Origin of the sequence: Streptomyces sp. MMG1533 (genome assembly GCF_001279775.1) — a bacterium.
Lineage (GTDB): Bacteria > Actinomycetota > Actinomycetes > Streptomycetales > Streptomycetaceae > Streptomyces.
This window is the reverse complement of record NZ_LGDG01000123.1, coordinates 74871-96157: the sequence shown is the minus strand read 5'-3', so window position 1 is coordinate 96157 and position 21287 is coordinate 74871. Positions and strand designations below refer to the sequence as shown.

Genomic DNA, 21287 nt, shown 5'->3' with positions numbered 1-21287 from the left:
CGGGCTTGTGGGAACGGGTACGGTGACCGGGTAGGGACGAGCCGAGTCTGGTGGTGGACGTAGTGCTGATGCAGGGGTTCGCAGGCTTCATGTGGCTGTTGAGCATGGCCCTGATCGTGTTCAGCGGCTTCGCGCTGATCGACGCCGCCACACGCCGTGAGGACGGCTACCGGGCGGCCGACAAGAAGACGAAGCCGTTCTGGCTGATCATCCTGGGCATCGCCTTCGTGGTGAACCTGCTCTTCCCGATCCTGTCGTTCCTGCCGATCATCGGCCTCGTCGCGACGATCGTGTACATGGTCGACGTACGGCCCGCGCTCCGCAGCCTCCCCGGCGGCGGCCGCAGCCGACGCGGCGGCTCCAACAGCGACGGCCCCTACGGTCCGTACAACGGCGGACGCTGACATACCGACCGGCGCGTGAACTGACCGACCGGCCGACCGGACGCCGACCGACCGGGTGCGTGAACTGACCGACGGACGCCGACCGAAGCCCTGTGGTCAGCCGACCCGGTCCAGCAGTACGACCGCCACGTCGTCCGTCAGCTCGCCCCCGTTGAGGTTGCGGACCTCGTTGACCGCCGCCCGCAGCAGTTGCTCGCCACGCAGGCCCTCGGACAGCTGGCGGCGGACCATCCTCACCATGCCTTCCTGGCCGAGCCGCTCGCCGCTCGCGCCGACGCGGCCCTCGATCAGACCGTCGGTGTAGAGCATCAGGCTCCACTCGGCACCCAGCTCCACCTGCATCCGCGGCCAGCGGGCGCCCGGCAGCAGACCGAGGGCGGGACCGTTGTTGTCGTACGGCAGCAGCTGGGCCGGTCGGCCCGGGCGGGCGACCAGCGGGGACGGGTGGCCGGCGAGGCACAGGCCCGCGCGGCGGCCGTCGGGCGCGATGTCGACCGTGCACAGGGTCGCGAAGATCTCCTCGTCGGAGCGCTCGTGCTCCAGGACCTGCTGCAGCGTGCCGAGCAGTTCGTCGCCGCACAGGCCCGCCAGCGTCAGCGCCCGCCACGCGATGCGCAGCTCCACGCCGAGTGCCGCCTCGTCCGGGCCGTGGCCGCAGACGTCGCCGATCATGGCGTGGACCGTGCCGTCCGGGGTGCGGACGGTGTCGTAGAAGTCGCCGCCGAGCAGCGCGCGCGAGCGGCCGGGGCGGTAGCGGGCGGCGAAGCGGAGCGAGGAGCCCTCCAGGAGGGGCGTGGGCAGCAGGCCGCGTTCCAGACGGCGGTTCTCCTGCGCGCGCATCCGGCCCTCGGCAAGCCGTCGCTCGGCCGTGTCGGAACGTTTCCTCTCCACCGCGTACCGGATCGCCCGGCTCAGCAGCCGGCTGTCCAGCTCGTCGCGGAAGAGGTAGTCCTGGGCGCCCACGCGCACCGCCTCGGCGCCGCGCCCGGCGTCTCCGGTCGCGGTGAGCGCGAGGACGGCGTGCCGGGGCGCAAGCTCCAGCACGCGCTTGAGTACGGCGAGCTCGTCGTCGTCATCGGTGCGGCCGCCGGCGGACAGCGCGAGGTCGAGCAGGATGCAGTGGACGTCGTCGGTGAGCAGCCGCTCGGCCTCGGTGAGATTGCGGGCCGTACGGACGCGGATGGGCTTGCCTGCGGCGTCCAGCAGCTCGGGCACGACGGTGGAGCCGCCGGGGTCGTCCTCGATCACCAGGAGGGTGAGGGTGGTGCCGGTCGTGGCGGTGGCGGTGGCGGCGGTGGCGCCCGCGGTGCCGAGCGGGGCGGTCGCGGTGCCGGCGCCGGTCACGCCGTTCGTCTGGGCGGCAGTGGTGCGGCCGGTTTCCCCGGCCGTCGTGTTTCCGGTCGGGTCCGCCTGGCGCGGGGCCTCTTCCTTTGAGGGGCCGCCGCCTGGGGACGCGGCCTGCGCCTGACCACTCTCCGCGGCCGGGATCGCTCTCTGCCGCGGTACGGGTACGGGCATCGTTTTGGGTTCCTTCCCTCCCCCCGAGGGCACGGCAGGGCGAGGGACCTCGACCTACCGACGGGGACCATAGCGGTAGTCGGCACCGCAACGGAATGGTGTGAGGCACGCCGGGTGGACGCTCGCCGCTGTCATATGCCGCGATCCGTACCGCAGTTGGACAGGCTGGTACCGGGCCCGGAATGACGAAGGTCACGTCCGGAAGGCGTTTGGCAGGAGGTTGGTCGTGGGCCAGGTCACGTGGTGCGCGTCACCGACCGCCTGGGATGCCGGCGCGCGTCCCGTGAACGCCCACGCACCTCACGCGCCTCGCGCGCCTCCGCCAATACCCCTGAACCCCCGCCAACACCGCTGAACTCCCGTCAACACCGCTTAATTCCCGTCAACACCTATGAACTGCCGCCGACACCTATGAACCCCGCCAATACCCCTGAACTCCCCCGGATCCTCACGCATCCGGCCGCACCACGCCGAGTATCGGCATCGACCCCGCCCCCGCGAGCGTCACCGTCCGCCCCGGCCGCGGGGCGTGGATGATCGCGCCGTCGCCCACGTACATCGCCACATGGCTGGCGTCGTCGAAGTAGATGATCAGGTCGCCGGGCCGCATGTCCTCGACGGCGACCCGCGTCAACTGCTGCCACTGCTGCTGCGAGGTGCGCGGGATGGGGCTGCCGGCGCTCGCCCAGGCCTGTGAGGTCAGGCCGGAGCAGTCGTACGTCTTCGGGCCCTCGGCGCCCCATTCGTACGGTTTGCCGATCTGTGCGGTCGCGTACTCCACCGCCTTCTTGCCCTGCGCGGTCGCGCTGCCGCTGATCTCGTCGAGGACGCCGGAGTCGAGCCAGGCGGTCTGCGCCTTGAGCGCGGCCTGCTTCTCCAGCTCGGCGAGGCGCTTCTTCTCGTCCTCCGCCAGCTGGGACTCGAGCTCCTCGGCCGCCGCGATCCGCTTCTCGATCTTCTCCTTGGCCGCCGCCTTGGCCTTGCGGCCGGCCTCCAGCTTCTTCCACTGGGCGGAGGCGTCCTTGGCGTACTGCTCCAAGTCCTGCTGGGTGCGGGTCATTTCCGCGATCAGGCCCTTGGTGGCGTGCTGGCCCTGGAGCACCCGACCCGCTCCGTCGAGGAACTCCTGCGGGTTGTCGCTCAGCATCAAGTGGGCCTCGTCCGGCAGCCCGCCGCTGCGGTACTGGGCCCGGGCGGCGGCGCCGGCGCGCTCCTTCAGCTCGTCCAGCCTCTCCTTGCCCTGGACGATCTTCTTGGCCAGCTCGACGATCTGCGCGGACTGCTGCTCGGCCTTCTCCTCGGCCGCGTTGTACGCGTCCGTGGCGGTGGCCGCCTCGCGGTAGAGCTTGTCGAGCTTCTCGCGTACGGCCTCAAGGTCCTGGTTGGGCAGGGGGGTCGTGGACGCGCTCGCACTCGGTGTCGGTGTCGGTGTCGGGCTCGCGAACGCCGTGCCCGGTGCCGCCAGCACGGTGACCGCGCAGACCACGGTCACGGCCGACGCGATCAGGCCACGCTTGCCCGTCCCCATACTCCTGCCCCCAAACTGATTGACCGTCAGTAACTTACGGACGCCTGGGGGATCGTGCCACGTACCCGCGCAAAACGACAGAGGTCGCCGCACACGACGACAGAGTCAGTGCTTCCCCCATTTCCCGCCCCGTCATGACGATCTCCCCGCCTGTGTGACGAACGACTCACGGAGATCGTTCCCCGCAGGTCGCGAGGCATGGGCCGCCGCGTGCACGCCGCCTTGCGGTCAGACCGCCCGGCAGGTCGCGCGGCAGGACGCGAGGCATGGGCCGCCGTGTACGGGCCGCCTTGCGGTCAGACCGCCCGCGGCGCCAAGGCGCCCCAGGCCACCGTCACTTCCCCCTGCCGCCACCGCCCCGGCCCGTCCGTCACCGGCCAGTCGGCGGTGAGGTCCCGCACGGCCCGGATCCAGCGCTGGCGGGCGCCGTACGACGCGTAGGGCGCGGCCGCCGCCCACGCGCGGTCGAAGTCGCGCAGGAAGGCGTGCACCGGCTCGCCCGGCACATTGCGGTGGATGAGCGCCTTCGGCAGCCGTTCGGCGAGGTCCGAGGGCCGTTCCAGAGACCCCAGCCGGGTCGCGAAGGTGACCGTGCGCGGCCCTCCCGGGCCGAGCGCGACCCATACGTGCCGGCGTCCGATCTCGTCGCAGGTCCCCTCGACGAGCAGCCCGCCACGCGAGCTCCCCGTCGCGGGAGCGAGCCGCGAACACAGCCGCTCCCACACGGCGGCCACCTCGGCCTCGTCGTACTGCCGCAGGACGTTGGCGGCACGGACGAGGTGGAGCCGCCCGGGGACCGGGATCTCGAAGCCGCCGTGCCGGAAGACGAGCCCGTCGCACTCGTACGGTTTCGCCGCCGCGACCCGCGCCGGTTCGATCTCGACGCCCGCCACGCGCGCGCGTGGCGCCACGGTACGCAGGCGGTGCAGCAGCTCCACGGCCGTCCAGGGGGCGGCGCCGTAGCCGAGGTCGACGGCGACGGGGTCGTCCGCCCGGCGCAGCTCGGCGCCGTGCGTCGCCGCGATCCAGCGGTCCATGCGCCGCAGCCGGTTCGGGTTGGTCGTCCCGCGTGTCACCGTGCCCACGGGGCGGGTGGCGGCGCGGGATGTCATAGGTAAGAGGGTAGGCCGCAACCGGGCCGCCCCTGGGCCACGAGCGTCCGGTGCCCGCAGCAGGGGCACGGGGGCCGGTCTTGCCCTCTCGCCCACCGCACTCCGGACGCGCCCTGTCATCGAACGGTTGAGCGATGCCCGGTAATGCCTGGGCAAAAACCGTCCCGCCCGGAATGGGAACGCCTCCCTCCGGTGTTGCCTCCCTTGGAGGGCGCCCCACACCCTCCGTCCGGCATGCCCGCAGCGAGGAGGAACGCCACGTGAGCCAGTACGTCACCAGGCTCGGGCGGCGCTCGTCGGCCGCACCCCCCCGGCTCAGGCTGCATCGCAGGCCCCGCCGGGTCGCCATGCTCTCCGTGCACACCTCACCGCTCCACCAGCCGGGCACCGGCGACGCGGGCGGCATGAACGTGTACATCGTGGAGCTCGCGCAGCGCCTCGCCGCGATCAACATCGAGGTGGAGATCTTCACGCGGGCGACCGCCGGGGGGCTTCCCCCCTCCGTCCAGCTCGCTCCCGGCGTCCTCGTCCGGCACGTCGACGCAGGCCCCTACGAAGGCCTCGCCAAGGAGGAGCTCCCCGCCCAGCTGTGTGCCTTCACACACGGCGTGATGCAGGCCTGGGCCGGTCACCGACCCGGCTACTACGACCTCGTGCACTCCCACTACTGGCTCTCCGGCCACGTCGGCTGGCTCGCCGCCCAGCGCTGGGGCGCCCCTCTCGTCCACGCCATGCACACCATGGCCAAGGTCAAGAACGCCAACCTCGCCGACGGCGACACCCCCGAACCCGCCGCCCGCGTCATCGGCGAGACCCAGATCGTCGCCGCCGCCGACCGCCTCATCGCCAACACCGCCGAGGAACGCGAGGAACTCGTACGGCACTACGCCGCCGACCCCGCCAAGGTCGCCGTGGTCCACCCCGGCGTCAACCTCGACCGTTTCCGCCCCGCCGACGGCCGCGCCGCCGCCCGCGCCCGCCTGGACCTCCCCCAGGACGCCCTGATCCCGCTCTTCGCGGGCCGCATCCAGCCCCTCAAGGCGCCGGACGTGCTGCTGCGCGCGGTGGCCGTGCTGCTGGACGAGCGCCCCGAGCTGCGCTCCCGCCTGCTCGTGCCCGTCGTCGGCGGCCTCAGCGGCAGCGGCCTCGCCAAGCCGGAGGGCCTGCAGAAGCTGGCCGCACGCCTGGGCATCGCCGACGTCGTACGGTTCCACCCGCCCGTCGGCCAGGAGCAGCTCGCCGACTGGTTCCGGGCCGCGTCCGTGCTCGTCATGCCGTCCTACAGCGAGTCCTTCGGCCTGGTCGCCATAGAGGCCCAGGCGGCCGGCACGCCGGTGCTCGCGGCCGCGGTCGGCGGGCTGCCGGTGGCCGTCGACGACGGACGGACGGGGATCCTCGTACAAGGGCACAGTCCCGCCGACTACGCGCGCGTGCTGGCCGATTTCGCCGACGACCCGCACCGGTCCGCCCGGATGGGCGCGGCTGCCGCCCGGCACGCCGAGTCGTTCGGCTGGGACACCGCCGCGGCTGCGACGGCCGACGTCTACACGGCCGCGGCCCAGTCCTACCGGCGTCGCGTACGCTCCCACCATGGCTGACGCAGAGAAGGCGGCACAGGTCATCGAGGGCGTCCTCAAGGACGCCGAACTCGAGTGGGAGAGCCCGGCGCCCGGCAACTACGTCGTGAAGCTCCCCGGCACCCGCAAACTGTCGACGACGGTGTCCCTGCTGGTGGGCCGGCACTCCCTGTCCCTGAACGCCTTCGTCATCCGTCACCCCGACGAGAACGAGTCCGGCGTCCACCGCTGGCTCCTCGAACGCAACCTCAAGCTGTACGGCGTGAGCTACGCCGTCGACCCCCTCGGCGACGTCTACGTCACCGGCAAACTGCCCCTGCCCTCCGTCACCGCCGACGAGATCGACCGCATCCTCGGCCAGGTCCTGGAAGCGGCCGACGGCAGCTTCAACACCCTCCTGGAGCTCGGTTTCGCGAGCGCCATCCGCAAGGAGTACGAGTGGCGGGTGTCCCGGGGCGAGCCGACCCGCAACCTCGACGCGTTCGCGCATCTGACGCAGCGGCCGGCCGACTGACCCCGGGACGGCGCCCTGGGGCTCGGACTCGTCGAGCCAGGACTCGGATTCTGCCGAGCCACGACTGGGATGTCGTCGAGCCACGACTCGGATGTCGTCGAGCTGCGACTCGGGACTTGTCGTGCCACGCCTCGGAACCGCCAGGCTACGACTCGGACTTGTCGAGCTCGTCGGCGAAGGCCCGCAGGGCGTCGGCCAGTTCCTTCTTGGTGGGCAACTGGTCGACCTTCTGGTCGAGTTCGGCGATACGCCGGTTGAGTTCGTCCAGGTCGGCGGGGGGCTCGGAGGGGATCGGCGGGTCCACCGACTCCGTCGGGCTCGGCCCGGGGTCGACCGGGCCGGTCGGGCTGGGGTCGGGGTAGTCCGGGTCGACGCCGCCGGTCGAGCCGCCGCTGCTGCCCCCGCTGCCGCCCCCGGTGCCGCCGTCGTCGACGGGCACATCGGTCGTCGGCTCGCTGTACGTCGAGGTCGGGGTGGGGGTGGGCGAGGGATCGTCCTCGGAGCTCGCCGCGAGGGCGACGCCGACGCTGAGGGCCACCAGGGCTGCCGCCCCCGCGAGGGCGGTCGATACGCGTCTGGCCCGTAACGCGCGCGGGGCGGGCGAATCGTGAGGGATCTGTGTGTCCTGTGGGTTTTCCATGGAGGCGACGCTAACCGGCGACGACCGGTGGACGGACGGCTTCCGCCGATCTCTCGAACGAACGTCCGCAGGCCCGCTGTTCACCTGCCGCAGCTCCGGCTCCGCGGTCGCGCTCGCGGGAGCGCTCGCCCTGGGGCACGCGTACGTCGGCTACGGCGGCAAGTCGGCCAAACTGGAGTTCCGCAAGGCGGGCACCAGCGAAACCTGCACGTACTCCACGTACTCCACGGACGTCAGGTGACGTCGACCGTCGTTCGGCCTTCCCGGCCCCCGCTGTCGCGGTAGCGCCCCGGCGTCACGCCCACCAGCCTCTTGAAGTGGCGGGTGAGATGAGCCTGGTCGTGGAACCCCGTGACGGCGGCGACGTCGGCCGGCCCGTGCCCCGCGAGCAGCAGGCGGCGGGCCCGGTCGACGCGCCGGGCGTTCAGATACTGGTGCGGCGCGATGCCGTACGCGGCACTGAACGCCCGTACGAGATGGGCGGGGTGGGCCTGCACCAGCCCCGCGGCCTCGTCCAGCGACAGCCCTTCGGCGATCCGCTCGTCGAGGAGTTCGCGCAGTCGCCGGGCGAGGACGGGATCGCGGCGCGAGGCGGGCGCGGTGGCACCCGGCCCTTCGGCTCCCGGCCGCAGATGCGCACGCAACCGCTCGCCGACGAGCGTCAGCCTGCTCTCGGCCTCCAGCTCGTCCCCGGGCCGGGCGAGCGCGGCGTGCAACTGCCCGACCCGCAGCCGCAGTACGGGATCCCGCAGATCGGGCCCGTCGACGGCGGGACCGATGAGGTCGTCGGTGAGGTGCGAGCCGTCCAGATAGAGCACCCGCTTGCGGAAGCCCTCCGGGGTGGCGGGGGAACCGTTGTGCGGCACATGCGGCGGCAACAGGGACACCGTGTCGTGCGGGGTGCCGTGCTCGTGCCGGTCGAGGTCGTACCGTACGGCCCCGTCGTCCACGATGAGCAGCGTCCACGCCTCATGGACGTGCATCGGATACGCGTACTCCGTGAAGTGGGCGTGGAAGACCTCCACGACGCCCGGGATGTGCGGGCGCCAGGCGGAGACGTTCCGCTGGGCGGCCATGCAAAGAACGTACAAGACGGTGTCGTACGGCGGTCGGCAGTCTCGCTGCATGAGCACTGAACCCATCCGATTCGACACCAAGATCGCCGTCCTGCTGCGGGAGGACCTGGAGCCCTGGCAACGCCTCAACGTCACCGCGTTCCTGGTCAGCGGCCTGGGCACCCAGCTCCCCGAGGTGATCGGCGAACCGTACGAGGATGCCGACGGCGTGCCCTACCTGCCGATGTTCCGCCAGCCGGTCATGGTCTTCGAGGCCACGAAGGAGACGCTGACGGCGGCCCACGCGCGCGTGCTGTCCCGTGCGCTGCCGCGAGCACTGTTCACTTCCGACCTCTTCACGACGGGGAACGACCGGGACAACCGCGCCGCCGTACGGGCGGTGTCCACGGATGATCTGGATCTGGTCGGACTGGCCGTGTACGGGCCCCGGAACGCGGTGGACAAGGTGGTGAAGGGGGCGCGGATGCATCCGTGAGGTCAGCGTCTGCTCTTCTTCGGGGATCTCTTCTGCTTGAGGGAGGCGCGCAGGCGTTGGGCGTCGTGGGTCTTGCCTTGGCGGGCCAGGGTCTCGGCGAGACCGACGGTGACCTCGGCGTACAGGCGGTGTTCGGTTCCGAGAGATTCCCGGATGCGAGTCCTTGTGGAGCGGAGGAGTTCCTCGGCCTTGGCGTACTGGCCGGTATCGGTGAGTGTCTGGCTGACGTTTGCGGCGCTGTTGAGAGTGTCCTTGTGTCTGTCGCCCAGCAGCTGCCGACGTCGCGTCAGGACTTCCGTATGGACGTGCAGGGCCTCGACGTGTCTGCCGAGAGAAGACAGGGAACTGCCCAAGTAGCTCCATGCGGCGAGGGCAGTGGGGTGGTCCTCGTTCAACGCACGCCGGTGTCGGGCCAAGACGTCCGTCAGTACCTGGTGGCCTTCGTCGAGCCGGCCGAGTTGCATCAGGGTGTACCCGTAATTGGAGACGGAGCGAAGGGCATCGACGTGGTCTTCGCCCAGGGCTGACTCGCGACGTGCCGCCACATCCCGGAGTGTGGTGTGCGCCTCGGCATATCTGCCCAGCCCGCCCAGGGCAATGCCCCGATCGTGGGTCGAGCTCATCGTGTCGGGATGCTCTTCCCCGAGCACTCTGCGTCTTCTCTCCAGGAGGTCCTCAATGAGGGGCAGCGCCTCTTCGTACCTCTCCATGCCGTTCAAGGCCACGGCCACCAGGTGTGCAGCGCGCAGCGTGTCGGGATCGTCCTCGCACAGAGAGGCCTTCCACGTCTCATGCAGGGTCCCGGCGAGTCCGTGGGCTGCCTCTGGCTGCGCATTGCGTACGAGGTAATTGGCGGCCTTCAGGAACGTCGGCCGCAATTCGCCTCTGTCGATCATCGCGTCCAGTGCCGCCGTCAGATGTTGGGTGAGCGATGCCCACTCCGGCCAAGCCTCGGGCAACTCGGGGTCGCCGGGATCGACGGCGGCCAGCAACGCGGCCACGTCCTGCACCGGCCCCATGGCCTGGTCGGCGGTGACGTGGCGCACGACGGCCTGGGTGAGCCGGTGCACCTGGAACGCGTCGGGCCCGACGACCGCCAGCCCGTACTGGGCGAGTGGCTGGAGCGCGTTGCGCGGCCAGCGGATGTCGTGCGGGTCCCCGGGGATGCTGGTCAGCGCCCCGCGCGCCTCGACGAGCCACGACGTCGGAATGGGCTCGGGCCCGAGAAACGCCGCGAGGCGCAGCAGGGCCGCCGCTTCGGGACAGCCCGCGTCCAGACGGTCGGCGGCGATCGTGACCGTGGCCGCCACCGAGACCGGATAGTCGTACACCTCCCCGTCGTTGAGGAGCTCGGCGGTGTTTGTCCTGAGCAGCTGGAGGTAGTGGTCGGGCGGTGTCCCCTCGCTGAGCGCGCCCGCGGCGTGCGCCAGCGCGAGCGGCAGGTCGCCGAGGGCGTCGGCCAGCGCGTCCGCCGTCCGGTCGGTCAGCGTGGGCAGTTGGCCGTTCAGGTAGGCCAGAGACTCCGTACGGCTGAACACGCCCAGGGGGAGAGCCGGCACGATCTTCTTCCAGGCCGGGTCGCGCGCCGTGATGAGCACATGTCCGGAGCCCTCCGGCAGCCAGGTGCGCAGCTGCCGCGGATCCTCGGCGTTGTCCAGGACGATGAGCCACCGGTCGTGGGTGCGCAGGTACTCCAGGGCGTACCGGGCGTTGATCTCGGCACCGGCGTCCGGCTTGGCCACGTCGACACGGGCCGCGAGTTCCGCGTACCGGGCCGGGATCTGCTCGACCTGCTCGGCGTCGACCCACCACACCAGGTCGTACTGTCCGGCGAAGCGGTGCGCGTACTCCAGCGCGACCTGGGTCTTCCCGACGCCGCCCGGCCCGTGGAGCACCCGTACGGCGGCCCGGCGCGCGTCGAGCAGACCGCCGCGCACGGTGTCGATGACCTCGTCGCGGCCGGTGAAGTGCGGGTTGCGCCGCTGGCGTACGTCCCACACGTCGGGATCGTTGGTGGTGGACGGGAAGCGGGGCTGGAGGCTCTGCGAAGCCGACGAGCCGGTGCGCTTGGCGGCCCGGGGCGCCTTACCGGGAAAGGCCGGCGAGGCGGTGGGGATCTCCCGTCCCCGTACCGCTTCGAGCAGTGCCTTGAGAGCCGCGGCCTCGTCCAGGTCGTGCATCTGCCGGCGGATTCGTGACCGAAGGAGCGCGGGCAACTGGCCGGTCTCCAGGGGTTCGATGACCAGCGGGACGAAGCGGTCCCGGCCGGCCACGGCGGCGGTCCACTCCTCCTCGGTGTACCGGCCCGGGGCGAAGTACTGGGGGGAGAACAGGGCGACGACCGCGGACGCCCGCTCCAGCGCCGCGTTCATCTTCCTCACGAAGTCCTCGCCGGAACGCCAGTGCCAGAGGTCGAGCTCGATCTCGTACCCGGCCTCCTGGAGGTGCCAGGCCACCCATTCCGCCCACTGGCCGTCATGTCCGGCATGGCTGACGAAGATCAACTCGGATGTGTCGGTCACGCCTGTCTCCCACCCCAGCGGCCCCAACGGCCCCCGTACCGCACCTTCTTGTATACCGCGTGGGGTGTGGGCTCAGCACAGAGTCGGCGTCAGGTCGTTCGGACTTCGGGTTCCGTACCGGCGGGGGCGACGTCGGCAATTTCCGCTCCTTCCGCCGGCAGCCGCCGCATCAGGGTCCCGAACCCCACCGCGGCGACCGTCCCGACGACCGCACACAGCCCCCACAGCCACTCGGCGCCGAAGTGGTCGATGACGACACCGGACATCAGGGGGGCGATCAGGGCGGCGACGGCCCAGGACAGGGTGTACATGCCCTGGTAGCGCCCACGGCCGTGGACCGGCGACAACCGGACGACCAGACCCGTCTGCGTCGGCGCGTTGATCATCTCGCCCAGCGTCCACACGCACACCGTGAGGGCGAAGACGCCGAGCGACCCGGCGAAGGCGGTCAGGCCGAAGCCGTATCCGGCAAGCAGCGACGAGACGACCAGCAGCCGCTTGGCGTCCCGATGCTCGATGAACCGGGTGGCGGGGATCTGCAGCGCGACGATCAGCACGCCGTTGACGGCGATCGCCATGCCGTAGTCGGCCGGGGTGAACCCGGCCTGGCCCATGGCCACCGGCAGGCCGACCGCACCCTGCTGGAAGATCAGCGCGACGAGGAACGACAGCCCGACGACGCTCATGAAGCGCCCGTCGCGCAGGACGGTCCCGAGGCCGACGCCGCCGGTCGTCTCCTCCTCGTTCTTGTGCACGGTGGGCCGCGACTCCGGCAGCTTCAGGAACACCACGACCGCGCAGACGGCCGTCATACCCGCCTCGATGAGGAAGCCCGCGCGATAGCTGACCTCGGCGATGAAACCGGCCGCCATGGAGGAGATCGCGAACCCGAGGTTGATGGCCCAGTAGTTGAGCGAGAAGGCCCGCACCCGGTCCTCGGGCCGCACGATGTCCGCCATCATCGCCTGCACGGCCGGCCGCGAGGCGTTCGAGGCCATCCCGACGAGGAAGGCGACGCCGGCGATGGCGACCGGGTGCTGCACGAACCCGAGCAGCGCGACGGAGGCCGCGGTGGACACCTGGGCGACGAGGAGGGTCGGCCGCCGCCCGAGCCGGTCCGCCATCACGCCGCCACCGAGGGAGGAGAGGACCCCGCCCAGGCCGTGCAGTGAAGCGACAAGCCCGGCGTAGGAGGCGGAGTACCCGCGGTCGAGCGTGAGATAGAGGGCCATGAACGTGGCCACGAACGCACCGAGCCGGTTGACCAGGGTGCTGGTCCACAGCCACCAGAACTCGCGGGGGAGGCCGGAGACGGTCTCGCGGGTGGCACGTCTCAAGGCGGCGACGGACATGGCGGATCCCCCACGGTGTCAACGGATGTAAGAGGCTCAGTCGGCAGGCACACATTACGAATCCGGTGTGGGGGAGGGCCACTCAATTAACAGATCCCGTCAACCGTCCGTCTGTCGAGCGGACGCACGAGGCATCGAGCCCTTGGATTACGCTCATACGCATGGCCGACGCACCGTACAAGCTGATCCTCCTCCGCCACGGCGAGAGCGAATGGAACGCGAAGAACCTGTTCACCGGCTGGGTGGACGTCAACCTCAACGAGAAGGGTGAGAAGGAGGCAGTCCGCGGCGGTGAGCTGCTCAAGGACGCCGGCCTGCTCCCCGACGTGGTGCACACCTCGCTCCAGAAGCGAGCGATCCGCACCGCACAGCTCGCCCTGGAGTCCGCGGACCGCCACTGGATCCCGGTCCACCGCTCCTGGCGCCTGAACGAGCGCCACTACGGAGCCCTCCAGGGCAAGGACAAGGCCCAGACCCTCGCCGAGTTCGGCGAGGAGCAGTTCATGCTGTGGCGCCGCTCCTACGACACCCCGCCCCCGCCCCTCGAGGACGGCACGGAGTTCTCCCAGTCGAGCGACCCCCGCTACGCGACGATCCCCCCGGAGCTGCGCCCCCGCACGGAGTGCCTCAAGGACGTCGTCATCCGCATGCTCCCGTACTGGTACGACGGCATCGTCCCCGACCTCCTGGCCGGCCGCACGGTCCTCGTCGCCGCCCACGGCAACTCCCTCCGCGCCCTCGTCAAGCACCTCGACGGCATCTCCGACGCCGACATCGCGGGCCTGAACATCCCGACGGGCATTCCGCTGGCGTACGAGCTCGACGCGGACTTCAAGCCGGTCAAGGCCGGCGGCACGTATCTCGACCCCGACGCTGCTGCGGCGGCCATCGAGGCGGTCAAGAACCAGGGCAAGAAGAAGTAACCTGACGCGATCAAGCCCCCTACCTGCGGTTTCTCCGCTGGTAGGGGGCTTTTGGTGACGCGGAATGTTCACGGGTTCGGGCAGCACCGGGCCTTCCTCGCGGGCCGAGTGTGGCGGGGTCTCAGCGCCAGTCATCGATCACGTAGGCGTCGGGGTGGCTGTAGCCGGGTTCGTTGGGCCTGTGCATGGCCACGCCCTGCAACCAGGTGCGGAAACCGCGGTCGACCATTCGCCGGTAGGCATCCTGGCGGGCCAGGTTCATTCCGGCGTCCAGTTGCCCCAGGCCGCGCTCGGCGGCGAGCCGCTCGCACGCGGTGAGCAGTCGTTCGAACCGGTCGGCCGCCTCCGGGCCAGGGCGCACGGCGCCGAATTTGACGAAGCACACGTCCTCTCCGGCCTCCGACCCGGCTCCGCAGTGGCAGACGGCCAGGCCATCGAGCTCGGAGCCGGCCCCGTGGAGCAGGATGGTGTCACCGAGCCCCTGCGCGTGCGTGGCCACGATCTCGTGTTCCAGGCTCAGGCCCTCGAACACGGCCCCGGTCAGTGTGCGACAGAGGCTCAGGGCGTCGGGCTGCTCGGCGGCGGGAAGCCGGCCGTACAGCACTCGGCCGGGGACTGCGGCACTGCCTGCGACCTGCTTCCTCATGATGGCTGTGAGGAATCGGGGCCAGAAACCGTACCGGCGGTAGAGCTCAAGGTGCTTCGGACTGTGCGAGAAGGTGAACAGGCCCAGGTGTCGGTTCTCCCAGGTCTCGAAGCAGTCCATGACCGGCTCCATGAGGCGCCTGCCGACGCCCTGGTCCCACAGGTCCGGACGTACGGTCAGTGGGCCGAAGTACCCGACGCTGCCCCAGTTGACGGCGAAGTTCGATGCAACGACTTCGCCCTCGACCGTCGCTGCGAAGGCCGCATGTGGAGCGGCCGCCCAGCGAGTGCGGACGTAGTCGGCGGTCCCGAAGAACGTCTTCGGCTCGGGAGCCCCGAGGAACGTCCCGAAGGCGACCCTGAAGATCTCGTCGGCCCGATCCAGGTCCGCCTCACCCAGCGGGCGGACCGACACAGGGCCCGTGCCACTCTTGCGTTCCCCTGCCGGTGGGATCATCGCTCTCTCCTTCCCGACCCCCTGTTTCATCGCACCACGGGCGTGCGCCGCAGGCGAGGCGAAAGGTCCACCGATATCCAGGGACCGAGGAGCGGCCGGTCTGCCTTGCCTGTCCGCCGGGAACTGCAGCAGTCACCAGGCCGATACCGACCGGTCGACCAACGGCTACTACGGGTACCGAGGCCCAGGAAGGCCACCCCCTGCCCGGGACGGGGAGTGTCAGTCGACGGGTGCTGTCCGTTCTCGTTCGACCTCGGCCCCGGGCGGGCGCCTCCCAGAGCGCTGAACAATCGCCGTCGTGATCCGTGAACGGAACCAGGCCAAGAAGGCCCGTGTCGAGCACCTCTACGCGATCGCCGACGGCGAGGTCATACCCGAGGCGGGCGAGTCCGAAGTCGTCTTCTGCCAGCAGGGATTCATGCCCGAGCAGACACAGGTCGGCTCGCTCGACCCTGAAACGTTATAGGTACGCCGCCAAAGGTCTGCCGAGCAAACTGGCGTTCCATCGAGCAGTGGAAGGAGTGGCAGTTGTCTCTTAAGCGAATGGCAACGGCAATCGTCGGGTTTCTCGGCGTCATGGCGGGCAGTCTCGTGATCGCCTCACCGGCATCGGCCCAACCGGATCCGCTTCAATATGCGGTTGAGGGAAATTATCAGAGTGGCGGCGGCGAAACCTGCAGTTTCACCAGGTACTACGACATGTGCTTTAAGCCGTATGGAGAAGTCTTCTGGCTTAAAGATGACGTAAAGAACGGGAAGGCGGTAGGGATACACTGGCGGGATACGACCGACGGGTACAGTGGTCAATGCGCAAACCACGAAGGGGTTGCCGCCGGGTGGACTTATTGCAACAACTCCTTCCCGGAGGGCAATAGGATCGAAATCGACGTCGTCTACTACGACGCCAACGACAAGATGCACATCAACGAACTGGCGGCAATCGTTCGAGCCTAGCCTTGAATATTCGTGACGGCCCGACGGCCCACCAGTTCATCTGACGGGCCGTTTCGGCTTGTTGAGGTGGTTCTGGTCAGGGGCCCGACTGCCACGCCGGTTGTCCGGTTTGGTAGTCGCGGGCCAGGCGGCGGTGCAGCATCGGCCGGCCGTAGGTCCGCTCCACCGCCCACCGTTTCGGGATCGGGGTGCATCCCCTGGATGAATACGACCTCGCAGGCGCGCAAGCAAGCGACGCTGATGCCCGGCAGGCTTTGCTGGAGGCGCCGATCGTCGTCGGCTGAGGCAAGCCGGTGGTTCCCGGCCCACTCTGTACGTAGAGGATTCAGTATTTTCCCCGATGTCCCCGGGTCTGCGCTTTGCAATGGTGGTGGCGCCGTCGGCCGTAGACGGGTCGGCGCTGGGGGGAGAGAGAACATGGGTTTGTCCCAAAGACGGCGTGCTGCCCCGCGACAGCGCGAGAAGGACATCGGGTTTTGCGGGGGGCACCGGACCTGCGCCGTCACGGGAGTGATCGTGCCGAGGCCCTCGTCGGCGCCTCTCACCGGCCTGGGCCCCCGGACATTGGCAACGGTATCCGGGGGGACGTCGTGAGGCTTACCGGCAAAGGCATTCGTGCAGCGAGATGGGGTACGGGCGCGGTACTCGTCCTCGGCTCACTGGCCGGGTGCGGCAGCGGGGACGGGAAGGCGTCCGCCGACGCCGGAGGCACGCCGACGGCGGCTGCCGGACCGACGAACGGGCCGGGCGACTACCGTCCGCCGACGGACCTCTGCCCGAAGCTCGACTTCGGCCCGCTGACTGCAGCCGTCGCGCCGACGGCCGAACCGCCGAAGGGGCAGCAGACCGGCTCCGATCCGGCGACCGCAGGCGGCGCCGCCTGCCTGCAGAGCTTCAGGACGGCCGGGACGAAGGCGGATGGCCGTTCCATCGTCTACTGCACCGCCTGGAAGGACGTGGCCGTCGCGATCAAGCAGTACGAGTACCGGCTGTCCTCGGCGCCGAAGGAGGCCCAAGCCCCGGTGGTGCAGGAGCCGGGTCTTGGCCGGGGGGCCTTCCGCTACGAGAACGTCAAGGATGCTGCACCGTTCCGCAACGACCTCCGGCTGTTCGTCCGGGACAGCAACCTGGAGTGCGAGGTCCAGGTGCAGAGCTTGAGCGTCCTGACGGATCAACAGGTCACGGCGGCCTGGCCGGCCATGGTGGAGACCGTCCGCGCACTGCTGCCCAAGCTGCGTTCCTGACCGGCAGCGGATCGGACGGCCCGGCCCACGGCCCGGGCCTTCGCGCCCCGATCCCCGGGGCGTTCGCGCCGCGTATTGCGCCTGCCCTCGTCCTCCTCGTCCTCCTCCTCGTCCTCCTCCTCGTCCTCCTCCTCCGGCCAGGGACACGAGCGAAAGCGGCCGCAGCAGGGAGGGCAGCCGCACGAGAACTCAGTCGTCGTTTCTGGTGTTCTCGGTCGGCAGGAACGTCTGGCGTGCCCAGAGGCTCAGCAGCGCCGTCCCACCGACCAACAGCGGCACCGGGTCACGGGCAGGGGGAGCCAACACATATCCCAGCGCCGTGACCGTGCAGACCGTCAGGGGAATGAACGCCGCCGCACCCTCTATCCCCCATCGCAACGTCGGCTGAGCAGTGCCCAGGACGCTCGCCCCGCCGGGCAACCAAGGGGCGACGGCGACCACCAGCAGGCCCGCGGTGTTGCAGGCGTCGACCAGCTGACAGGACATCGCCTCGGGGCTGTGCGGGCCGACCGTCCACAGTCGCAGGGTGTCGCCGATCAGCATGAGGGACAGCCCGACGATGCCAACCCACAGGGTGACCCTCTGGTCGCTCCGTACGAGACGGCGCAGGGCGAACAGGAAACTGAGGAACACGACCTCCGCGGTCCAGAGGACACCGACCATCCCCGTCCCCAGCCGCCAGCCGTCCGTGGCCCCCCGCAGCAGTACCCATCCCGTCATGAACACGGCCCCGGCTGTGACGACCCCGTCGAGCACGCGCCGCAGCAACACGTGCCGGCCTTTGCCGGCATCGGCCGCGACCACCAGACCGGCCATCCCCAGGCCAACCGCCAGCGTCACTCCGGTGACCACCACCGAACCGAGCAGCGATCGCTCGTCCCATCCCGAACCCGGAGGGTGAGCCGACAGCACTTTGACCGCCCCCCGGTACACACCCCCGGCTACCGCCGAACCCCCCAACAGCAGCAAACGTGTCCGCACCCGTCCACTCGTCCCCCGCGCACGGAACACCAGAGAGGCCGCCAACCCCCAGCAACCCGTGGACGGCCCGGAAGCCACCATCCGCGCCGCCAGGCTCCCGTCCACCCACGGCCCGCTGAAACTCAGCGCTGTTCCCACGAGACAGGCCACGCCCACCGCGCCCCAGGCCCACGCCCCGGTCCGATGGCAGCGGTCCGCCCGGACCCTGAGCGAGTCCGGCGACTTCCCCAACCCCGACATCAGGCGCGCCTTTCCACCGGTCCCCCCGCCCGCAGGGCCTTTCCCGCAGCCCTCGGATCCATTCAGAAACCGTAGAAGACTCGCCACCTGCCCCGAACTGAACAGTCGGCTCATTCACTCGTACTGCGTAAGGGAGGCGAGATCACCGGCCGTCGGCTCTGCGCGGCCATCACCAACAGCCTCGCCGCCACAACAGCTTCGCCGCCACAACAGCCTCGCCACCACCTGCACCCGTACCGAACCGACAGGCGACGTCCGGATGTTCCTGTCCGGCCTGCGGTGTGCTCCGCCGCGAGCACCGGACGTCCGGCAGTATGCCCCTGTGCCCCTCATCCCCGGAACCAATGACCGCGTCGTCGAACCGGCACGGATCCGTCTTGCGGCGGCCGGGGCCGCGGTGGTGACCGTCGGCGCGGGGCTGGGACTCCGGGCGGTGGCCGCGGGAAGCCTGGCCAAGTACGGCGGAGACGCGCTGTACACCGTCCTGCTTCTCGCCCTTGTCGTTCTGGTGGCGCCACGAGTGACGCCCCTGACGGCCGCCGGAAGCGCACTGGCCGTCAGTTGGGGGGTCGAGTTCCTGCAGCTCAGCGAGGTGACGGGGGAGCTCTCCCAGCGCAGCGCCGTCACCCGCCTCGTGCTCGGTTCCACCTTCAATCCACCCGACCTGTTCTGGTACGCAGTCGGTGCGGCAGCGGGCTGGCTCGTCCACACCGCGGTGTGCCCCCACGGCCAGGCGGAGGCGGCCCACTAGAGGACCGGCAGCGCCTCCCACCGCCGAGGTGCCCGGCGGCGTTCCAGCCAGAAGACGTAGCCGCGCAGGTACGGCTCCAGGCCGTCGCCGATGTGGGCGACGAAGTCGCGGTGGCCCCGGGCGGCATCGTGGTAGTGGGACCGGTACTGGGCGGAGCCGTTGAAGCCCCAGGCGGGGTGGGTATCGGCGCCCCAGTCGGCCGCGATGGTCAGGGCCCATTCGCGGACCCGGCCCCGGTCGTGCCACCAGGTGCGGACGGTGGCGGGGGTCCAGTGGTCGTCGCCGTCCCAGCCGTAGCCGTTGTACAGCTCCATGGAGACCGCAGCGACCAGCGCTTCCGTCTCCGTCGGGTTCGTCGGCCGGCGGTAGACGAACTCCGTGCCGAAGCCGCCGCCCAGGTCGTCGTCGTAGGCGATGTGGTGCGGTGCGTCCAGGCGCCCGGTCGCCATGGAGTCGGTGGCCGCGCCGTAGAAGGGGCCGGGGACGTTGCGCCGGTTCCGTTCCGCCCAGGTGCCTGAGAAGACGGCCCTTGCCGGCGTCGCGGTGGTGACGAGCCGCCGGGCGGTGGGCAGAGGGTCCCAGTAACCGCGCAGGACGGCACCTCCCCGGTCAGGGACAGACAGTCGAGATCGAGAACTCCGGACCGCGTCATCTTCCCGCACGCCCTGAGGGCCGACCGCCCCGGCCCGACGACCGCCGCAGCCCAGGACGGTGCCGGAACGTCAGATCGACAGCGGTACCCGATGGACCTCGTCCGCCCTGTGGCCCGCCCGCTCGTGAACGCGCTGGACCGCGTCCGCCGAAGGTGCCTCGGAGAGGCAGTAGACGATTCCGGACTCCGGGTCCGCCCAGGCCCGCTCGAAGTGCACGCCCTCTTCCTTTTCGATGGCGAGGTCGGCGTCGTGCGCCTCCCTCAGCTGCTCCGGTGTGATGCCCTCAAACCCGTGGTGGACGTCCATGAACTGCGTCATGGCCTCGCACCTCCTTGTCCTTCCGAGTGCGCGAGTGGTTCGCCTGCTCTCCTCTCAGGGTGCGCCTGCGCGGCAGCCCGGGCTACCCGGACCTCACAGGTCGGCGCGCCGACGTGCGCGGGATCCGCAGGCCCGGGGGAGGGGTGCGCTCGTGCGCGCGGGAGGACGGGCCGAGTCCGCCCACTGAAGAAGGGCCCCGGCACAAACGCACCGGGACCCTTCACCGTCGTACGAGACTCTCCGCGCCCTACCCCGTCACCCGCACTGGCACGGATTGCCCGACTGGCACCCGCACCCGCACCCCGATCCGCAGCCGCACGCGGCTATCAAGGTCAGGCTCTTGATCTCGGCGGGCTGCTCGGTCGGGCGTTCCTGCGTGGGGTCGGGTGTGGTGCCGGGCGTGTTGGGGGATTCGGCCATGGTCCCTCCTCAAGGCTGGTGCCTGTGACCCAGGGCTGGTGCCTGTGACCATTTGATGCCCGGTTCGCTGGGCGCATCAACGGCGCACAGAGGCTCCCTCACGCCTTGAACAGGCCCCCGCACGCCCGGAGGGTCACGCCCCCTCCACTCCCGCCACCGACTGGATCTCCTGCTGGAGATCGTCCGCGTGCTCGCCCGTCACCAGGTACACCACCCGCTTGGCGACCGCGACCGCGTGGTCGGCGTACCGCTCGTAGTAGCGGCCGAGCAGGGTGACGTCCACGGCCGTCTCGATGCCGTGCTTCCAGCGGTCGTCCATCAGGTGCTGGAAGAGGGTGCGGTGGAGGAGGTCCATCGCGTCGTCGTCCTGCTCCAGCTGGAGCGCGAGGTCGACGTCCTTGGTGATGATGACCTCGGCCGCCTTCGCCATCAGGCGCTGCGCGAGCTGGCCCATCTCCAGGATGGTCGCGTGCAGGTCGTGGGGGATGGCGCGGGCCGGGAAGCGCAGCCGGGCGAGCTTCGCCACGTGCTGGGCGAGGTCGCCCGAGCGCTCCAGGTCGGCCGACATCCGCAGCGACGTGACGACGATCCGCAGGTCCGTCGCCACCGGCTGCTGGCGGGCCAGCAGGGCTATCGCCCTGGCCTCCAGCTCGTGCTGCAGGTCGTCGACCTTCTGGTCGGCCTCGATGACGCTCTCGGCGAGCTTCAGGTCGGAGTCGAGGATCGCCGTCGTGGCGCGCCCGATCGCCGACCCGACCAGCCGGGCCATCTCCACCAGACCGTCGCCGATCGAATCCAGTTCCTCGTGGTACGCGTCCCGCATCAGGGTTCCCTCTCGTACGTGATCTTCGGGGGTCACCGGGGGCCGGGGCCCGGCGCGACTGTCGTGCAAAACCGGTGCTTCGCACCCCACGCTCCCACGTTCCGCCCTGTACGCGTCGGTTTCCGTCACCCCAAATGAACCATCACTGGCTCCAAGGTGA

22 protein-coding genes and 2 pseudogenes are annotated in these 21287 nt (G+C 70.3%); 10 read left to right on the top strand and 14 right to left on the bottom strand.

The annotated features are described in order from the left end of the window. Positions 1-68 precede the first annotated feature (68 nt). Positions 69-404 carry a DUF2516 family protein gene (locus ADK57_RS15260; RefSeq protein ID WP_078973139.1) on the top strand — a complete coding sequence of 112 codons (336 nt, stop codon included), beginning with the start codon at positions 69-71 and terminating at the stop codon, positions 402-404. 96 nt (positions 405-500) lie between these two features. Here the strand turns inward: ADK57_RS15260 and ADK57_RS15255 are convergent, their stop codons facing one another. From ADK57_RS15255 to ADK57_RS15245, 3 genes are all read right to left on the bottom strand, one after another. After that, positions 501-1922, bottom strand: a complete 1422-nt coding sequence (locus ADK57_RS15255) for a PP2C family protein-serine/threonine phosphatase (RefSeq protein ID WP_053750003.1) — start codon at positions 1920-1922, stop codon at positions 501-503. Positions 1923-2370: 448 nt separating this feature from the next. Next, positions 2371-3450, bottom strand: coding sequence for a C40 family peptidase (locus tag ADK57_RS15250; protein ID WP_053750002.1), 1080 nt, complete (start codon positions 3448-3450; stop codon positions 2371-2373). A 296-nt stretch (positions 3451-3746) separates the two neighbouring features. Next, the gene (locus ADK57_RS15245) at positions 3747-4562 is read right to left on the bottom strand and encodes a hypothetical protein (protein ID WP_053750001.1); all 816 of its coding nucleotides are present in this window, start codon (positions 4560-4562) and stop codon (positions 3747-3749) included. 260 nt (positions 4563-4822) lie between these two features. Here ADK57_RS15245 and mshA point away from each other — a divergent pair, with 260 nt between their 5' ends. Both mshA and ADK57_RS15235 read left to right on the top strand, forming a co-directional pair. Further along, positions 4823-6160, top strand: a complete 1338-nt coding sequence (gene mshA, locus ADK57_RS15240) for a D-inositol-3-phosphate glycosyltransferase (RefSeq protein ID WP_053750000.1) — start codon at positions 4823-4825, stop codon at positions 6158-6160. Beyond that, positions 6153-6653 carry a YbjN domain-containing protein gene (locus tag ADK57_RS15235; protein WP_053749999.1) on the top strand — a complete coding sequence of 167 codons (501 nt, stop codon included), beginning with the start codon at positions 6153-6155 and terminating at the stop codon, positions 6651-6653. Before mshA ends, ADK57_RS15235 begins: the two co-directional genes overlap by 8 nt. A gap of 145 nt (positions 6654-6798) precedes the next feature. Here the strand turns inward: ADK57_RS15235 and ADK57_RS15230 are convergent, their stop codons facing one another. Next, a complete protein-coding gene (locus tag ADK57_RS15230; RefSeq protein ID WP_063785950.1) occupies positions 6799-7293 on the bottom strand; it encodes a hypothetical protein in 495 nt (164 codons plus the stop codon). Here ADK57_RS15230 and ADK57_RS15225 point away from each other — a divergent pair. Further along, the gene (locus ADK57_RS15225) at positions 7292-7534 is read left to right on the top strand and encodes a hypothetical protein (RefSeq protein ID WP_053749997.1); all 243 of its coding nucleotides are present in this window, start codon (positions 7292-7294) and stop codon (positions 7532-7534) included. The two genes, ADK57_RS15230 and ADK57_RS15225, sit on opposite strands and share 2 nt — an antisense overlap. Here ADK57_RS15225 and ADK57_RS15220 read toward each other — a convergent pair. Beyond that, on the bottom strand, positions 7527-8369 hold the full coding sequence (locus tag ADK57_RS15220; RefSeq protein WP_053749996.1) for a helix-turn-helix transcriptional regulator: 843 nt from the start codon (positions 8367-8369) through the stop codon (positions 7527-7529). The two genes, ADK57_RS15225 and ADK57_RS15220, sit on opposite strands and share 8 nt — an antisense overlap. Before the next feature lie 49 nt (positions 8370-8418). On the opposite strand from ADK57_RS15220, the gene ADK57_RS15215 reads away from it, so the two are divergent. Then, positions 8419-8844, top strand: coding sequence for a DUF2000 domain-containing protein (locus tag ADK57_RS15215; RefSeq protein WP_053749995.1), 426 nt, complete (start codon positions 8419-8421; stop codon positions 8842-8844). A gap of 2 nt (positions 8845-8846) precedes the next feature. On the opposite strand, the gene fxsT is transcribed toward ADK57_RS15215, so the two are convergent. Then, positions 8847-11366, bottom strand: coding sequence for an FxSxx-COOH system tetratricopeptide repeat protein (gene fxsT / locus ADK57_RS15210; protein ID WP_053749994.1), 2520 nt, complete (start codon positions 11364-11366; stop codon positions 8847-8849). 89 nt (positions 11367-11455) lie between these two features. Further along, positions 11456-12718 carry an MDR family MFS transporter gene (locus tag ADK57_RS15205; protein WP_053749993.1) on the bottom strand — a complete coding sequence of 421 codons (1263 nt, stop codon included), beginning with the start codon at positions 12716-12718 and terminating at the stop codon, positions 11456-11458. A gap of 161 nt (positions 12719-12879) precedes the next feature. Between ADK57_RS15205 and ADK57_RS15200 the strand changes: the two genes are divergently transcribed. After that, on the top strand, positions 12880-13641 hold the full coding sequence (locus ADK57_RS15200) for a phosphoglyceromutase (protein WP_053749992.1): 762 nt from the start codon (positions 12880-12882) through the stop codon (positions 13639-13641). 121 nt (positions 13642-13762) lie between these two features. Here ADK57_RS15200 and ADK57_RS15195 read toward each other — a convergent pair whose 3' ends face one another. Further along, positions 13763-14743: a GNAT family N-acetyltransferase gene (locus tag ADK57_RS15195; protein ID WP_053749991.1), complete on the bottom strand. Its 981-nt coding sequence runs from the start codon at positions 14741-14743 to the stop codon at positions 13763-13765. Between the two features lie 322 nt (positions 14744-15065). Between ADK57_RS15195 and ADK57_RS52245 the strand changes: the two are divergent. Further along, positions 15066-15167: pseudogene (locus tag ADK57_RS52245) on the top strand (Mobile element protein); the annotation flags it as partial. A 119-nt stretch (positions 15168-15286) separates the two neighbouring features. Beyond that, positions 15287-15697: a hypothetical protein gene (locus ADK57_RS49905; RefSeq protein WP_159050062.1), complete on the top strand. Its 411-nt coding sequence runs from the start codon at positions 15287-15289 to the stop codon at positions 15695-15697. 106 nt (positions 15698-15803) lie between these two features. Here the strand turns inward: ADK57_RS49905 and ADK57_RS51135 are convergent. Next, a pseudogene (locus ADK57_RS51135) lies at positions 15804-15896 on the bottom strand (IS5/IS1182 family transposase); the annotation flags it as partial. A gap of 391 nt (positions 15897-16287) precedes the next feature. On the opposite strand from ADK57_RS51135, the gene ADK57_RS49900 reads away from it, so the two are divergent. Continuing rightward, entirely contained in the window at positions 16288-16941 is a 654-nt protein-coding gene (locus ADK57_RS49900; protein ID WP_053749990.1) for a hypothetical protein, read from the top strand. 189 nt (positions 16942-17130) lie between these two features. Here ADK57_RS49900 and ADK57_RS15185 read toward each other — a convergent pair whose 3' ends face one another. Continuing rightward, entirely contained in the window at positions 17131-17781 is a 651-nt protein-coding gene (locus ADK57_RS15185) for a hypothetical protein (RefSeq protein WP_234390191.1), read from the bottom strand. Positions 17782-18484: 703 nt separating this feature from the next. On the opposite strand from ADK57_RS15185, the gene ADK57_RS15180 reads away from it, so the two are divergent. Continuing rightward, on the top strand, positions 18485-18913 hold the full coding sequence (locus tag ADK57_RS15180) for a DUF2809 domain-containing protein (protein ID WP_053749989.1): 429 nt from the start codon (positions 18485-18487) through the stop codon (positions 18911-18913). Here the strand turns inward: ADK57_RS15180 and ADK57_RS15175 are convergent. From ADK57_RS15175 to phoU, 4 genes are all read right to left on the bottom strand, one after another. Continuing rightward, positions 18910-19575 (bottom strand): ferredoxin, encoded by a 666-nt coding sequence (locus ADK57_RS15175; RefSeq protein ID WP_234390189.1) that lies wholly within the window; start codon positions 19573-19575, stop codon positions 18910-18912. The genes ADK57_RS15180 and ADK57_RS15175 overlap by 4 nt on opposite strands. 60 nt (positions 19576-19635) lie before the next feature. Further along, entirely contained in the window at positions 19636-19884 is a 249-nt protein-coding gene (locus tag ADK57_RS15170; RefSeq protein ID WP_053749987.1) for an SCO4226 family nickel-binding protein, read from the bottom strand. A gap of 255 nt (positions 19885-20139) precedes the next feature. Further along, positions 20140-20304 (bottom strand): hypothetical protein, encoded by a 165-nt coding sequence (locus tag ADK57_RS48985; RefSeq protein ID WP_107091553.1) that lies wholly within the window; start codon positions 20302-20304, stop codon positions 20140-20142. A gap of 133 nt (positions 20305-20437) precedes the next feature. Beyond that, complete coding sequence (gene phoU, locus ADK57_RS15165) at positions 20438-21127, bottom strand: phosphate signaling complex protein PhoU (protein ID WP_053749986.1); 690 nt, start codon at positions 21125-21127, stop codon at positions 20438-20440. Positions 21128-21287 lie beyond the last annotated feature (160 nt).

Coding starts and splice junctions, on each gene's coding strand:
- ADK57_RS15260 (WP_078973139.1), top strand. CDS start 69: ATGCAGGGGTTCGCAGGCTTCATGTGGCTGTTGAGCATGGCCCTGATC.
- ADK57_RS15255 (WP_053750003.1), bottom strand. CDS start 1,922: ATGCCCGTACCCGTACCGCGGCAGAGAGCGATCCCGGCCGCGGAGAGT.
- ADK57_RS15250 (WP_053750002.1), bottom strand. CDS start 3,450: ATGGGGACGGGCAAGCGTGGCCTGATCGCGTCGGCCGTGACCGTGGTC.
- ADK57_RS15245 (WP_053750001.1), bottom strand. CDS start 4,562: ATGACATCCCGCGCCGCCACCCGCCCCGTGGGCACGGTGACACGCGGG.
- ADK57_RS15235 (WP_053749999.1), top strand. CDS start 6,153: ATGGCTGACGCAGAGAAGGCGGCACAGGTCATCGAGGGCGTCCTCAAG.
- ADK57_RS15225 (WP_053749997.1), top strand. CDS start 7,292: ATGGAGGCGACGCTAACCGGCGACGACCGGTGGACGGACGGCTTCCGC.
- ADK57_RS15230 (WP_063785950.1), bottom strand. CDS start 7,293: ATGGAAAACCCACAGGACACACAGATCCCTCACGATTCGCCCGCCCCG.
- ADK57_RS15220 (WP_053749996.1), bottom strand. CDS start 8,369: ATGGCCGCCCAGCGGAACGTCTCCGCCTGGCGCCCGCACATCCCGGGC.
- ADK57_RS15215 (WP_053749995.1), top strand. CDS start 8,419: ATGAGCACTGAACCCATCCGATTCGACACCAAGATCGCCGTCCTGCTG.
- ADK57_RS15205 (WP_053749993.1), bottom strand. CDS start 12,718: ATGTCCGTCGCCGCCTTGAGACGTGCCACCCGCGAGACCGTCTCCGGC.
- ADK57_RS15200 (WP_053749992.1), top strand. CDS start 12,880: ATGGCCGACGCACCGTACAAGCTGATCCTCCTCCGCCACGGCGAGAGC.
- ADK57_RS15195 (WP_053749991.1), bottom strand. CDS start 14,743: ATGATCCCACCGGCAGGGGAACGCAAGAGTGGCACGGGCCCTGTGTCG.
- ADK57_RS49905 (WP_159050062.1), top strand. CDS start 15,287: ATGGCAACGGCAATCGTCGGGTTTCTCGGCGTCATGGCGGGCAGTCTC.
- ADK57_RS15170 (WP_053749987.1), bottom strand. CDS start 19,884: ATGACGCAGTTCATGGACGTCCACCACGGGTTTGAGGGCATCACACCG.
- ADK57_RS48985 (WP_107091553.1), bottom strand. CDS start 20,304: ATGGCCGAATCCCCCAACACGCCCGGCACCACACCCGACCCCACGCAG.
- phoU (WP_053749986.1), bottom strand. CDS start 21,127: ATGCGGGACGCGTACCACGAGGAACTGGATTCGATCGGCGACGGTCTG.